Below are 15230 nucleotides of genomic sequence, written 5' to 3'. Positions count from 1 at the left end.
ATTACAATTCAATTATATTATAATTTAGCAACTAATACAAATTCGTAAATTTTTTCATAATTAGCTTTTAACATCCTTATTAAAATATTCATAGACTGCAACTGCACTTTTTTCGTTCATTCCCTCAACCCTTCTAAGTTCATCAATAGATGCTTTTTTAATTGCATCTATGCTTTCAAAGTGCTTTAAAAGAGCAAGCCTTCTTTTCTTTCCAATTCCCGGTATTTCATCAAGTAAAGAACTTACAGCATTCTTACCTCTAAGGCTCCTATGATAACTTATGGCAAACCTGTGAACCTCATCTTGAATTTTGGCTATCAATTTAAATGCATTAGAATCCTTGTAAAGGCTTATTTTATCGCCATTATAAACAAGTTCCTTTGTTCTATGTTTTTCATCCTTAACCATTCCACAAACAGGAATGTCAAGTCCAAAACTTTTTAAAACCTTTTCACAAACTGATACCTGTCCAATTCCTCCGTCCATCATTATAAGATTAGGAAAAATCGAAAATTTACCTTCATCAGCACTTTTATTTAGTTTTTCAAGCTCTTTTATTTCTAAAAATCCTCTTTCAAATCTTCTTTTTAATATCTCCTCCATAGATTTATAATCATCAGGACCTTCAACTGTCTTTATTTTAAACCTTCTATAATCTTTGTTTTTAGGCTTACCACCTTCAAATACAACCATAGAGCCTACAGAATCCGTCCCCTTAATGTTTGATATATCAAAAGCTTCAATTCTATAGGGGATTTCATCAAGCTCAAGTATTGTACAAATTTCTTTTAAAGCGTTTTCCGTAGCATCCTTTTCCTTTAAAGTCTTATACTTTAACTGTTCTAAAGCTGCTGATGCATTCTTTTTAGCAAGCTCTATAATTTCTTTTTTACTTCCCCTCTCTGGAACTTTTATATGAACTTTACTTCCCCTTTTTCTTGATAAATATGACTCTAAAATTTGAATCTCGTCTATTTCACTTTGAAGTATTATATTCTTTGGCGTATACTCCCTTTCAGAATAAAATTGCATAATAAACTGGCTTAGAAGGTTTTCATCATCTTCTATAGTATCAAAATAAAAATCTTGTCTTCCAAGAAGCTTTCCTCCTCTTATGAAAAAAACCTCAATACACGTCTTTTCATCATTTTTAGCAAAGGCTATAACATCTTCATCTTCAAGGGCAGAAGATATAATCTTTTGTTTTTCTTGTATTTTTCGTATTGAATTAATTTCATCCCGTATCTGTGCTGCCTTCTCAAAATCAAGTTTTTCTGCAGCTTCCTCCATCCTTTGAGTAAGATCTCTTATAAGATCATCTTGTTTTCCTGAAAGAAACAATAATACATTATTTACCATAGACATGTAATCATCTTTGCTTACCTTTCCAGTACATGGTGCAAGGCATCTTTTTATATGATAATTTAAACATGGCCTTCCAAGGTCTTTACCATAAGAAATTAACTTTTTACAGCTTCTTATAGGATAAAGTTTTTTAATTATCTGTATAGTTTCTCTAACTGCATTAGTATCTGTATAGGGCCCAAAATATTTAGCACCATCCTTTTCTATTTTCCTTGTAATGAATATTCGTGGATATTCTTCATTTGTTGTTACTTTAATATATGGATAGTGCTTATCATCCTTTAAAAGTATATTGTATCTTGGCTTATTTTTTTTAATTAGATTACATTCAAGGATTAACGCCTCTATTTCAGAATCGGTAAGTATATATTCAAACTCAGCAATGTGGCTTACCATTGCAGCAACCTTTGGAGAATTATTCTTGGAGTTTTGAAAATACTGCCTTACCCTGTTTTTAAGAGATACAGCCTTACCTATATAGATTATTTCCCCTTCTGAATTTTTCATAATATAAACCCCAGGATGATCTGGTAGATTTTTAAGTGCTTCTTCTAAGTTAAACATTATATCATAACCCTCCTATCTTAGCCTCATCATTATAATAGGAAGTTTCCAAGTTAAATAAATTAGCCCACCAATTGTTATTATACCTTCTATTAAATTACCCCAAAATGAACCAACCGTAATTGTTAAAGGCATTTTTATCTTCTTTTTTACAAAGGGATAAAAAAGAGGTATTCCCCTTGATGTAAACATATCTGCAGATAGGTGGGACAAATATCCTATTGAAAAGGGAATAATGAAATTTTTATATTTAAGCTTTGTAGCGATATATCCAAGTGTAAATAAAAAGCATAAAAAACCCGTAAGGCTGTGAGTAGTACCATTTCTATGATTTGAAACACCAATAAAAACAAAAAAAACCCCAAGAGCTGTTAAATAACTATATGAAAAATAAAAATTATTAATTAATATCACAAAAATACCAAGAGCAAAATAAAATGCAATCTTTGCACCTTTGCTTCTAAAAGGAAGTAAATATTTATTTATAATCCCCTTTGGATGATCAATGTCTGGCAAAAGGGAAGCTACTGCACTTATTCCAAGAGCAGAAACAGTTAAATCTATAGGTATATACTGAGATAAAATTATTGTAGACATTACACCAATACCAACGTGAGTCTTTCCTGTCATGACTTTACTCCTTTTATGTAAACTACTTTATTATAGTATATACCACTTTTTATTTTCGAACAACTGTTTGAAATACTATTATTTTAAATATGCTTTAATTATCTCCCTTGCAATCATTGCAGCACGTCCTCCTCCAACTCCTCCATTTTCAACAATAACAGCCAAAGCAATCTGTGGATTATCTGCTGGTGCAAAGGCAACAAACCATGAATGAGTTTGATTGTTCCCTTCTATTTCTGCTGTACCAGTTTTACCTGCAACAGTTATTCCATTTATTTTTGCATTAGTCCCCGTACCACTTTTTACTACTTTAATCATGTAATCCTTTATTTTATTTGAAATAACCTTATCTACTGCCTTATTTAATTCCCTCGGCTTAGCTTCATATACAACATTGTTATAGCTATCACTTATCTTTTTTACAATATAGGGCTTCATCATAATACCATCATTTGCAATTGCACTAACAACAAGAGCCATATGCATAGGATTGGAAGTTACTCCGTGCTGACCAATTGCATCCTGAGCTGTCAAAGCAGGACTTTTTATATTCTCAGTTGTTATTTTACCCTCTTTTATATGTATAGAATCATATTCATCGTTTAGAGGAATATCTTTATTAAACATAAAACCTTCTGCTGTTTCCTTTAATTTTTCATATCCAAGCTTCATTCCCAAAGTTCCAAAAGTATAGTTACAGGATTCTTTAAAAGCATCTTCAAGCTTTATCCTTCCATGGGCTTCTTTATTGTAGTCCTTCAATATATAATCTCCTATTTTAAGTTTTCCATTACAATTAAAACTCTGTCCTTCTATATCATCTATATATTTAAGTGCTGCAGAAGCCGTAATTATTTTAAAGGTTGAACCTGGAGGATAGTATCCTAAAGCAGCCCTGTTTAAAAACGGTACCCCTGTACTATCGCTGTTATATTCCTTAAATTTTTCATCTATTTGATTTGGATCGAATGAAGGCTTTGACACCATAGATAGTATCTCTCCACTTTTAGGGTTTATTGCAACCACTGCCCCTTTGTCATCACCTAATAATTTGTATGCTTTTTTTTGCAAAGTATCATCTACTGTAAGATATAGGTTATATCCTTTCTTCTGCTTATTTAACAATGAATTTAAAAAACCTTTAAAAATACTAATTGGAGTGCTATATTCTAATGTTTTGCCTGAAAGTATATCATTATATGCAAGCTCTAACCCAGTTTTTCCATAGATTATGCTATTATATCCTGTAATATGTGCATAGATTTCCCCATAGTTATATATCCTTTTTTGCTTTCCATTATCAAGCCTTTTACTTTGTGCTATTACATTCCCATTTCTATCAAGTATAAGCCCTCTTAATATCTTTTCCTCCTCTACCCTAAGCCTTGGATTTGAAACGTCATATACTATCTTTGGGGATATATAAATATTAAAATATGTAAGATACATTATTATCCCAAAAAAACAAAGGCAAAAAAATATAAGGAGAATTTTAATATTTTTAATAAGCTTTCTATTGTTCATCTACATCCCACCTGTTTTCTGATATCCTTTGAAGTATACCAAGGCATATAAAATTTAGCAGCATAGAACTCCCCCCATAACTTACAAATGGAAGGGTAATTCCCGTCATTGGTATCATCTTTGTAACGCCACCTATTACAACAAATATTTGAAAAGCAAGCATACTTGATATCCCAACAGACACAAGCCTTGAATAGTCATCTTTAGCATAAACTGCATTCCTAAGACCTCTATATATCAATAAAAGATATAAAATTATCAGTGCAATAGCTCCTAAAAGTCCAAATTCCTCACATATTGCAGAAAATATAAAATCATTATGAACCTCTGGTATAAACTCTGGATGCCCAAGCCCAAGGCCTGTACCAAAAAGCCCTCCTGAAGCTATTGCAAAAAGGGATTGGCATATTTGATATCCTTTCCCTGTCTTATATGCAAAAGGATCAAGCCATATATCTATCCTGACTCTAACATGTGGAAATATAAAATAGCTTGCTATTACCCCAACTGAAAATAAAAGCATACCTATAAGTACATATTTAAAGTTAGAAGTACCAATATAAAGCATAGTAATGAAAATACCAAAAAATATAAGCCCTGCTCCTAAATCCTTTTCTATAACTAAAAGACCAATACATATAAATACAGGTATCGATAATTTTAAAACATCTTTAAATCCTTTTATATACTTTATTGAAGATGCAAGATAAAAGATTAGAAAAAGCTTAGCAATTTCTGATGGCTGCATACTAAAGGAACCTATTTGTATCCAATTCCTTGAGCCTTTTATCTCCCTTCCTAAAAACAAAGTAGAAGCTAGAAGCAAAATTGCTATAACTATGTATGTGTTTTTAAATCTTTCAAACTTTTTTATTTCAGGAAGAAATATAACAAGAAATATATAAACCGCTATGCCTACTGTAAAATAGGATATCTGTTTAATAGCTCTTACTGGGTTTTGGCTATTTAATCTATATATCATAACAAGTCCAAACTGAGTTATAAAAGATGATAATATCAAAATATATTTATCTCCATTGGGAAAAAACCTTTTAATAATAAAGTTTGAGTATGCAATTAATATACATGAAGATATTCCAAATATTATCGGAAGAAAATCAATCTTCCCAAGGGAAAATGAAAGAAGTATAAACATGAGCATTGTAACAAGACATATACTTTTTATTATTGACTTTTCCTCACTCATAATATCCCTCTATCCTATAACTTTAAATATGACCCTTCCTATTTCAATTATGTCACCATCAAAAAGTTCTTCTACATCATTAATTCTATTTCCATTTTTAAATGTACCATTTGTGCTATTTAAGTCCTTTATAAATAATCTTCCGTCCTTTATAAAAACTGTAGCATGCTTTGAAGATATAAAAGGATCGTTTATTATAATATGATTATCATCTTTTCTTCCAATATTGGTTATAACATGCAATGGAAATACACTTCCTTTTCTTATGTCTAAGCTATCAGGTGCATCTTTAACTTCAAAGGCAAAGTTTTTTAATTCTTCCTTCGTTTTAATACTTTTAAGATCCATATACATTATCTTTATTATCCTAAATAAAATAATATATATTATAGCAATTATAACAAACTTCAAAACAAAACCTAAATACCCTATCATACAATCACCCTTTGCAAAAATCTAAGTAAATTATAGCACAAAAAAGATACTGTTGCAGATTATATCTGCTTCAGTATCTTTTTTAAATATAGCCCTGTATATGATTCCTTACAATTTGCTACTTCTTCAGGCGTTCCTGATACTACAATTTTCCCTCCTCTATCTCCCCCATCTGGACCTAAGTCTATTATATAATCTGCACATTTAATAACATCTAAATTATGCTCAATTACAACTACTGTATTTCCACTCTCAACAAGCCTTTGAAGTATATCAATAAGCCTTCTAACATCTTCAATATGAAGGCCTGTTGTAGGCTCATCAAGTATATATAGTGTTTTACCAGTACTCCTTTTTGAAAGTTCAGTTGCAAGCTTTACTCTCTGTGCCTCTCCCCCTGATAGCTGAGTTGAGGGTTGACCAAGCTTTATATATGATAGCCCTACGTCATATAGCGTTTGAAGTTTATTTTTAATCCTTGGTATGTTTTCAAAAAATTCAAGGGCTTCTTCTACAGTCATATCAAGTACATCTGAAATATTTTTTCCTTTATATTTAATCTCAAGAGTTTCTCTGTTGTACCTTTTTCCTTTGCATACTTCACAGGGTATATAAACATCTGGTAAAAACTGCATTTCTATTTTAATAATTCCATCTCCACTGCAGGCTTCACATCTTCCTCCTTTAACATTAAAGCTAAAACGCCCTGTCTTATATCCTCTCATCTTTGCTTCAGGAGTTTGAGCAAATATTTCTCTTATATAGTCAAAAACTCCCGTATAGGTTGCAGGATTTGAGCGAGGGGTTCTACCAATTGGAGATTGATCAATATCGATTATCTTATCTATGTTTTCAATTCCAAGTATATCATCATGCTCACCTGGATAAGCCTTTGTTCCCATAACTTTTTTAGCAATCCCTTTATATAGTATTTCATTTACTAATGTACTTTTTCCAGAACCAGAAACTCCAGTTACAACTGTCATAACCCCAAGGGGAATATTAACATCTATATTTTTTAGATTGTTTTCCCTTGCACCTTTTATATTTATCCAATTGCCGTTAGGTACTCTTCTTTTAGAGGGTATCTCAATTTTCTTCCTTCCTGATAGGTATTGACCAGTAATAGAATCTTCACAGGCTGCAATTTCCTCTGGTGTTCCATGGGCAACTATTTTACCGCCATGGGAACCTGCTCCAGGGCCAATATCTACAACGTAGTCTGCTTCTCTTATTGTATCCTCATCATGTTCAACAACTATAACTGTATTCCCAAGATCTCTCATATGCTTTAGGGTTGATATTAGCTTATCATTGTCTTTTTGATGAAGCCCTATGCTTGGTTCATCAAGTATATATAAAACTCCAACAAGACTTGATCCTATCTGGGTTGCAAGCCTAATCCTTTGGGATTCTCCTCCTGATAAAGTTGAAGCAGCCCTTGAAAGAGTAAGATAATCAAGCCCAACATCAACCATAAACTGAAGTCTTGCTTTAATCTCCTTAATTATCTGTTTGGAAATAGTATACTCCCTATCTGTAAGTTTAAGGTTTTTGAAAAATTCAAGGCTATCTCTTACAGCCATATCACATACCTTGTTAATAGGAAGCCCTGCAACAGTAACTGCAAGGCTTTCTTCTCTTAATCTTGCACCATTACATTTAGGACACTTTCTAACCGTCATGTAATTTTCAATTTCGCTTCTAATATAATCTGAATTTGTTTCCTTATATCTTCTCTCCAGATTTGGTATGATTCCCTCAAAGGTATGAAGTATCTCCCCTCTTCTAAACTCAGTATTATATTCTATTTTAAATTTCTCACCATTATTTCCATATAGCAGTATGTTAATAATATCCTCAGGCAAATTTTCAACAGGTTCATCAAGGCTAAAATTATAATGTTTTGCAAGACCAGATATTATAGAGTATCCCCATGAATCTTCCTTAAAGCCATTATAAGGCTTTAAAGCTCCTTCGTTTATAGATTTTTTCTTGTCAGGTATTATAAGGTCTGGAGAAAGCTCCATAAGAGATCCTAATCCATCACATACTGGACATTTGCCATAAGGGTTATTAAAAGAGAACATCCTTGGTGCAAGTTCTCCTATGCTTATTCCACATTCTGGGCAAGCAAAGTTTTCACTAAAAAGTATCTCTTCTTCTCCTACTATATCGATTATTACAAGCCCCTCTGATAGCTTTAATGCTGTTTCTATTGAATCAGAAAGCCTTGCTTCTATTCCTTCTTTAATAACTATTCTATCAACAACAACTTCTATATTGTGCTTTATGTTTTTTTCAAGTTTAATGTCTTCATTTATATCTAATATTTCACCATCTATTCTTACTCTTACGAATCCATTCTTCTTAATATTTTCAAGAAGCTTTGTATGTTCTCCTTTTCTTCCACGAACAACTGGAGATAAAACTTGTATTTTTGTTTTTTCTCCAAACTCCATAACCTTATCAACTATCTGATCAAGGCTTTGCTGCTTTATCTCACGGCCACATTTAGGGCAGTGTGGCACTCCTATCCTTGCATAAAGAAGCCTTAAGTAATCATAAATTTCCGTTACCGTCCCTACAGTTGAACGGGGATTTTTACTTGTAGTTTTTTGATCTATTGAAATTGCAGGTGACAACCCTTCTATATAATCAACATCTGGTTTATCCATTTGGCCCAAAAACTGCCTCGCATAAGCTGAAAGAGACTCAACATACCTTCTTTGACCTTCTGCATATATAGTGTCAAATGCAAGGGATGATTTACCAGAGCCCGAAAGGCCTGTAAATACAATTAGCTTATTTCGAGGTATTTCAAGATCTATATTTTTTAGATTATGCTCTCTCGCTCCTTTTATAATTATTTTATCTAAAGACATATTAACCTCCTCATTTATAGCTATGCTTATGCTACAAATAGCAATGAATTTTTATATTACTTTTTCGTATGTTTTTTTAGTTCAATAATCTTATCCCTTATTTGTGCAGCTTTTTCAAATTCAAGGTTTTTAGCTGCTTGTTTCATCTCCTTTTCAAGGGACTCTAAAAGCTTTTCTAAACTCTCTACACTCTCAATATACTCTGCCCTATCCTCTGCTACTTTAGTAGCTTCTATTACATCATGTACAGGCTTTATTATAGTTTTAGGAGTTATGTTGTTCTTAATGTTATATTCCATTTGTATTTTTCGCCTTCTATTAGTTTCATCAATTGCCTTTTTCATAGAATCAGTAACACTATCTGCATACATTATTACCCTGCTATTAGAATTTCTTGCAGCTCTACCTATGGTTTGAATTAAGGAAGTTGTTGAACGCAAAAATCCTTCCTTATCAGCATCAAGTATTGCTACAAGCGCAACTTCTGGTATATCAAGGCCTTCTCTTAATAGGTTTATGCCTATTAAGACATCAAAAACTCCAAGCCTTAAATCTCTTATTATTTTCATTCTCTCTATAGTGTCAATATCAGAATGTAAATATCTAACTTTAATATCTACTTCTTTTAAATAATCCGTTAAATCTTCAGCCATCTTCTTCGTAAGAGTTGTTACAAGTACTCTATATCCATTGTTAACAGTTGATTTAATTTCAGAAATCAAATCATCTATTTGTCCCTTAATCGGACGTACTATTATTTCAGGATCTACAAGACCTGTTGGTCTTATAATCTGTTCTACAATTTGTGTTGAATGTTTCAATTCATATTCTGCTGGAGTTGCACTAACAAAAATGCATTGATTTATTTTTTTCTCAAATTCTTCAAACTTTAAAGGCCTGTTATCATAAGCACAGGGAAGCCTAAATCCATATTCAACAAGGTTATCTTTTCTTGATTTATCTCCACCGTACATTGCCCTAATCTGAGGCAATGTAACATGGGACTCATCTATAAACAAAAGAAAATCCTTTGGAAAAAAGTCCAGTAGTGTATAAGGAGGCTCTCCTGGCTTTCTACCATCAAAGTGCCTCGAATAATTCTCAATCCCCGTACAATATCCAACTTCACGAAGCATCTCTATATCATAATTAGTTCTTTGCATTAGCCTTTGTGCTTCAAGTAATTTGCCTTGATCTTTAAGTTCCCTGTATCTTATATCAAGCTCCTTTTCTATCTTTATTATTGCCTCTTCTATTTTTTCTCTTGATGCAGCATAATGAGATGCAGGAAAGATTGATACGTGATTTCTCTCTGCCAATATCTCTCCTGTTAAAGTATCAATTTCACATATTCTGTCGATTTCATCTCCAAACATTTCTATTCGTATAGCTTTGTCTGATGAAGAAGCAGGAAATATCTCAACAACGTCTCCTCTTACTCTAAAGGTACCTCTTGTAAAGTTAATATCATTTCTTTCATATTGTATATCAACAAGTTTCCTTAATATCTCGTCCCTATCTCTTTCCATTCCCCTTCTTAATGAAAGCATTAGATTCCTATACTCAAATGGATCTCCTAATCCATATATGCAAGATACACTAGCAACTATTATAACGTCTCTCCTCTCAAAAAGTGCAGAAGTTGCAGAATGTCTTAGTTTATCAATCTCATCGTTTATAGCTGCATCCTTTTCTATATAAGTATCTGTTTGAGGTACATAAGCCTCCGGCTGATAATAGTCGTAGTAACTTACAAAATATTCCACAGCACTATCAGGGAAAAATTCTTTAAATTCATTACAAAGCTGCGCTGCAAGAGTTTTATTATGGGCTATTACAAGGGTTGGCTTTTGTACCCTCTCTATTACATTAGCCATAGTAAATGTTTTACCAGAACCTGTAACACCAAGTAACGTTTGAAACCTGTCTCCTCTTATTATTCCCTCTGCAAGCCTTTCTATTGCCTCAGGCTGATCTCCAGTTGGCTTAAAAATCGATTTTATTTTAAACTCTCCCATAGTCATCACCTTTTGAACATTAGTTCGATTACTATGATTATATATCTTTTAACATTTACAGTCAATGCTTATGTTTTTTGGGACGGTTACTTATGTTTTTGGGTTTTTAGATTTTTCATGACGGTTACTTATTAGGTTTGGTGACGGTTACTTATTAATTTTTTCATGTTAAAATTTCTAAAATTTTTTTGAATCTAATCCTTCCTTTTACCTATTTGCATTTTAGTTTTTAATATATTTTTAAGTTTTTGCTTTTTTAATAATTTTGTAAAGATAGCTTGTCCATATTTTATCCTTATTTTTATCTTTATGTATAAAAACTTTAAATTTTTTATTACAATTTGCATAAATATTTTATCAACTTATACCAAGATACTTAATATATAACCTACATTATAAAATTATCTATGCCCCTTGTGTTAATATATCATTTACTATATTTTTATATTTCTCTTCCTTTACAAGCTCCCTCCCAAGGGAACATAGCTTTGAAACGTTAGATTGCCCCATATTCCCAAGTATCCTGCATATATCGGCACATCTTAAATCACAAAACTTTCTTAACACAAAGCATAGTATTGCCTTCGCTTCCTTTGCCTCCTTTGCCCGCTTTATCCTTAGCATTAGCTTATCTACGTTGAATTTTTGTGATATTAATTCTATTATTTTATCAGGGGATAGATCCCTTACAAGAATGGTTCTCATGCTCCTATACTCTGTTCCTTCTTTCTTAAATTCTTCTCTTTGCGCATCAACAATACTTTTTACTTTAAATACAAAGTCTTTGTATATAGCCCTTGCTGTAGCTTCCTTTAGGCTAAACATGGATAATATAAATTTGTCATCTATAAGCTCAAATTCATCTGTCTTTTGCCCTAAGAATATGCCTAAAGATGAAAAGCGATAATCCTGTGGATTTTTATCGTAGCCTTTTAGGTCTGTTGCGTTAAAGTGAACGTAGGCTGTTAAGGCAAAGAGGTATCTATCATCCTTTACGATTAAGCTTTTGAACCTGTCTTGAAAGAGATGGCCACTTCTTTCATACCTTTTATTAAAATACATGGCATATTTATAGTTTACAAAGTGCATTATTTTTGAGATATCTGCACCGTTTGCATCTATAATAAAATGAGCATGATTATCCATAAGGCAATAGGAATAAACTCTAAATTCGAACTGTTCTTGGGCTTTTTTCATGTAGTCAAGGTATTTTATCTTATCTTTATCATCTTTATAGAGGGGAACTTCGGATATACTTTTAACCATAACATGATAAATAGAGTCATAGCTTTTTTGCCTTGCCATTCTTGGCATAAAAAAACACCTCCAACTTGGAATATATTTTTAGTATTATTTTTCCAAGTTGGAGGTTTGTTTATTCATAGAATTGGTGTGAATGTACCTTAAATGAGTAACAGGTCATAACTAAAAGTAGCCACAACGACGGAATGAAAAAGTTTGTGGTTTTTCAAAGGTAACAGAAGGGACGGTTACTTATTATATTAAATAATAGACATAATATTTTATACATGTCCCCCTGATTTTGCAGATATTGTGTATGAAATAAGTAACCGTCCCTTGTCTTGAACTTTTTTCCTTTTTTGTAAATGGACATTTTCACACTAACCGTCCCGGAAAGACTGGAAAAGGCCGGGGAAACCGCAAAACACCTCAAGTAACCCCCAAGAAAACAAGAGGAGAAACCTACATTGAATTGATGTAGATATATAGAAAATAAGTAACTGTCCCAAAATTCACCAAGATTCAAAACTATTTTTTTAGAGCCTTAATTGTATCTGTAATTCTTATCCTTAGGGCATTTACGTCATTAAAATCTATTGCATCAATATAATATTTTTCAAGCTCATTATTAAGCTCATAAATCTTTCTATATATAAATTTTGCTTTTTCAAGTTCTTTTATATATTCAAGTTCTATTGATTTAATAGGATCTTCATCTTCATGTACTATATCCTTATCTATACATTCAAACATATCAATTACTTTGTCTTTATTCTCAGGCTCAAATTCGTGTGGAGCAGTCCCATCAAGCATTGCAAAGCTAAGCTCAGGTATTATTATCATATCTATGCTATCAGGATCAAAACTGCAATGATAGTATTCAACATCATAGCCGCTTTTTAGTGCTGCTTTAGCCACCTTTTTAGTCATAGTTGATTTACCAGTACCCGGTCTTCCTTTTATTATATATCTGTTTTTAATCTGCTTTACCAATACATCATAAAAGGATAATTGCCCCTGTGGAGTCATAGCTCCTGCAAATCTATGCCACTCCTTAGGTGCTTTATTATTATTTTTCAAAATTATGCTACTTATCAACTTTTCAGTTATTTCATCTGCCTTTTTAAAATCCATTCCTTTTAAATATTCTTTCTCCCACCTATCGTGTATCTGCTTTGCCCCAAGCATATAATTAAAAAATACCTCATAATGTTTTTCTATTTCATCAAAATAATACTTTATTTCATCCATCTTTTCCCTTAAATAATCAATATCCCAATAATCCCCAAAGTTTAATATTCTTTCAACCGCTCCAGGATATTTAGGATCTATAACATGAGGTGAAGTTCCATCGACTACAGCAAAATCAACTCCATGTATGAAAATACCGTCAATGGAATTCATATCAGAAGGAGAGTATATAAAATCAATATCAAAGCCAAATTCAAGAAGTTCTTCCCCCATCTTCTTAATAAAAGTTGACTTTCCACATCCTGGTCCTCCTTTTATAATGTAGACCCTTTTTGCATCATTAATGACATAATCAAAAAATGATACAAATCCTTTACAAGTATTTGCTGAAGCAAAATAGCATTTTTTAATTGCCATATTTATCCTCCAAGAATTAGTCTATTATCATAATATTAAAATAAATATATTTTGATACACAAAAATTTTTTCAATTTTATATATTTTTTATTATAATGTAACTTTAATATTTAAAATTTGCATCATTGTTAAATATATAACATATACAATTTAGCAAAATACACATATTTTTTCTATTGAAATCATTTCATTGTGCTATTATAATTATATTTGTCATTATTTTTTTTAATTTTTCTACTTTTTTAACTTTTTTTAATAACAATTTAGGAGGTAACAAAATGAAACAATTTAAGGACGTTTTAGTAATTGGATTAGCACTTTTTGCAATGTTCTTTGGAGCTGGAAACCTTATTTTTCCTCCCTATATTGGTATTTTATCAGGTTCAAAATGGTACATGTCACTTTTTGGATTTTTGTTAACAGGTATAGGCCTTCCCCTTATCGGAATTATTGTAATGTCAAAAAATGATGGTAAATTTGAAAATTTCGCTGGAAAGGTTGGAACAAACTTTAGCAAAGTTTTAGGAATAGTTATAATGCTTGCAATAGGACCACTACTTGCAATACCAAGAACAGGTGCAACTACTTATGAAATGGCAATAAAGCCTCTTTTCCCAAACGTAAGTCCTATAATAGTTACTGCAGTTTATTTCGCAATCAATTTATATCTCGTAATAAATCCTTCATCAGTTATTGATAAGATAGGAAAAATATTAACTCCTGTGCTTTTAGCAATGCTTGCAATAATAATAGCTAAAGGCATAATTTCTCCTATTGGACAGCCTGTTATAACAAATATAACAAACCCATTCTCAAAGGCCTTTGCGGAAGGTTATCAAACTATGGATGCTTTAGCGTCAACTGTTTTTGCCGGTATTATAATAAGCAGCGTTGTTGCAAAGGGATATAGTAATACTAAAGATCAAATAAAACTTACACTATTATCAGGTGTTATTGCAGCTTGTGGACTTCTTATGGTTTATGGAGGGCTTATGTATTTAGGTGCTACTGCATCAGGTATTTTTAGTAGCGATATATCAAAAACTCAGCTTACTATTGCAATAACACAAAATCTTTTAGGTAATTTCGGCAAAATAGCTTTAGGTATAGCAGTAGGTTTTGCATGCCTTACTACTTCTGTAGGTTTAACTGCTACTGCTGGAGAATTCTTTTCTAACCTTACAAACAACAAAATTAGTTATAAGACTGTTGTAATAATTGTTACTTTATTTAGTGCAGTAGTTTCAAATTTTGGAGTTGAAACTATCGTTAAATTGGCAGTGCCTCTTTTAGTTACTGTTTATCCTGTTGTTATAGTACTAATTATATTAAATATATTTGATGAATTTATAAAAAACAAGAATTCTTATCTTTATGCAGTATATTTAACTTTAATTATAAGCATAGTTGATGGACTTTCAGCAATAGGAATAAATTTAAAAGGCGTACAAGCACTAATTAGCAAACTTCCTTTTGCAAAATCAAACTTTGCCTGGATACTTCCTGCTTTAATAGGTGTTTTAATTCCATTATTATTTGGTAAAAAGCATAGTGGTCAAACTGAATAGTAAATATTAAGGAGTTGTAAAAGTTGCAAATACCTTTACCTAAAGTAATACCTAAGTTTACTGTATTCAGGTTTATTGCAAAATCAATAATAAGTGTCATAGGTATTTGGGGATATTATACTTTATTCATTGGAATTACTTTGATATTTTGTTCAAAATATATATATAAAGCATATAAAGTTGA

The 15230-nt window shown here is 31.8% G+C and carries 10 protein-coding genes; 1 reads left to right on the top strand and 9 read right to left on the bottom strand.

Annotation, left to right across the window (positions count from 1 at the left end):
* Window positions 1-60: 60 nt before the first annotated feature.
* From uvrC to FDN13_RS12520, 9 genes are all read right to left on the bottom strand, one after another.
* Complete coding sequence (gene uvrC / locus FDN13_RS12560) at window positions 61-1929, bottom strand: excinuclease ABC subunit UvrC (RefSeq protein ID WP_138980707.1); 1869 nt, start codon at window positions 1927-1929, stop codon at window positions 61-63.
* 15 nt (window positions 1930-1944) lie between these two features.
* On the bottom strand, window positions 1945-2559 hold the full coding sequence (locus FDN13_RS12555) for a metal-dependent hydrolase (protein WP_138980706.1): 615 nt from the start codon (window positions 2557-2559) through the stop codon (window positions 1945-1947).
* A gap of 78 nt (window positions 2560-2637) precedes the next feature.
* Window positions 2638-4083 carry a peptidoglycan D,D-transpeptidase FtsI family protein gene (locus tag FDN13_RS12550; RefSeq protein ID WP_138980705.1) on the bottom strand — a complete coding sequence of 482 codons (1446 nt, stop codon included), beginning with the start codon at window positions 4081-4083 and terminating at the stop codon, window positions 2638-2640.
* Entirely contained in the window at window positions 4073-5290 is a 1218-nt protein-coding gene (locus tag FDN13_RS12545) for an FtsW/RodA/SpoVE family cell cycle protein (protein ID WP_243120225.1), read from the bottom strand. The genes FDN13_RS12550 and FDN13_RS12545 overlap by 11 nt, the downstream gene beginning before the upstream one ends.
* A gap of 9 nt (window positions 5291-5299) precedes the next feature.
* Window positions 5300-5725: an FHA domain-containing protein gene (locus FDN13_RS12540; protein ID WP_138980703.1), complete on the bottom strand. Its 426-nt coding sequence runs from the start codon at window positions 5723-5725 to the stop codon at window positions 5300-5302.
* A gap of 59 nt (window positions 5726-5784) precedes the next feature.
* Window positions 5785-8610, bottom strand: a complete 2826-nt coding sequence (uvrA, locus tag FDN13_RS12535) for an excinuclease ABC subunit UvrA (protein ID WP_138980702.1) — start codon at window positions 8608-8610, stop codon at window positions 5785-5787.
* A gap of 56 nt (window positions 8611-8666) precedes the next feature.
* Window positions 8667-10628, bottom strand: a complete 1962-nt coding sequence (gene uvrB / locus FDN13_RS12530) for an excinuclease ABC subunit UvrB (protein ID WP_138980701.1) — start codon at window positions 10626-10628, stop codon at window positions 8667-8669.
* A 405-nt stretch (window positions 10629-11033) separates the two neighbouring features.
* Window positions 11034-11942, bottom strand: coding sequence for a transposase (locus FDN13_RS12525; RefSeq protein ID WP_138980700.1), 909 nt, complete (start codon window positions 11940-11942; stop codon window positions 11034-11036).
* A 456-nt stretch (window positions 11943-12398) separates the two neighbouring features.
* Entirely contained in the window at window positions 12399-13478 is a 1080-nt protein-coding gene (locus tag FDN13_RS12520; RefSeq protein ID WP_138980699.1) for a PRK06851 family protein, read from the bottom strand.
* Between the two features lie 278 nt (window positions 13479-13756).
* On the opposite strand from FDN13_RS12520, the gene brnQ reads away from it, so the two are divergent.
* Window positions 13757-15046: a branched-chain amino acid transport system II carrier protein gene (brnQ, locus tag FDN13_RS12515; RefSeq protein ID WP_138980698.1), complete on the top strand. Its 1290-nt coding sequence runs from the start codon at window positions 13757-13759 to the stop codon at window positions 15044-15046.
* The last annotated feature ends 184 nt before the right edge of the window (window positions 15047-15230 follow it).

This window comes from Caloramator sp. E03, assembly GCF_006016075.1.
Taxonomy (GTDB): Bacteria; Bacillota; Clostridia; order Clostridiales; family Caloramatoraceae; genus Caloramator_B.
Note: the sequence above shows the minus strand (reverse complement) of the source record. Positions and strands in the feature narration are given on the sequence as shown.

Excerpts from the sequence above, each read along its gene's own strand:
- uvrC (WP_138980707.1), bottom strand. The coding sequence starts at position 1,929 with ATGTTTAACTTAGAAGAAGCACTTAAAAATCTACCAGATCATCCTGGG.
- FDN13_RS12555 (WP_138980706.1), bottom strand. The coding sequence starts at position 2,559 with ATGACAGGAAAGACTCACGTTGGTATTGGTGTAATGTCTACAATAATT.
- FDN13_RS12550 (WP_138980705.1), bottom strand. The coding sequence starts at position 4,083 with ATGAACAATAGAAAGCTTATTAAAAATATTAAAATTCTCCTTATATTT.
- FDN13_RS12545 (WP_243120225.1), bottom strand. The coding sequence starts at position 5,290 with ATGAGTGAGGAAAAGTCAATAATAAAAAGTATATGTCTTGTTACAATG.
- FDN13_RS12540 (WP_138980703.1), bottom strand. The coding sequence starts at position 5,725 with ATGATAGGGTATTTAGGTTTTGTTTTGAAGTTTGTTATAATTGCTATA.
- uvrA (WP_138980702.1), bottom strand. The coding sequence starts at position 8,610 with ATGTCTTTAGATAAAATAATTATAAAAGGAGCGAGAGAGCATAATCTA.
- uvrB (WP_138980701.1), bottom strand. The coding sequence starts at position 10,628 with ATGGGAGAGTTTAAAATAAAATCGATTTTTAAGCCAACTGGAGATCAG.
- FDN13_RS12525 (WP_138980700.1), bottom strand. The coding sequence starts at position 11,942 with ATGCCAAGAATGGCAAGGCAAAAAAGCTATGACTCTATTTATCATGTT.
- FDN13_RS12520 (WP_138980699.1), bottom strand. The coding sequence starts at position 13,478 with ATGGCAATTAAAAAATGCTATTTTGCTTCAGCAAATACTTGTAAAGGA.
- brnQ (WP_138980698.1), top strand. The coding sequence starts at position 13,757 with ATGAAACAATTTAAGGACGTTTTAGTAATTGGATTAGCACTTTTTGCA.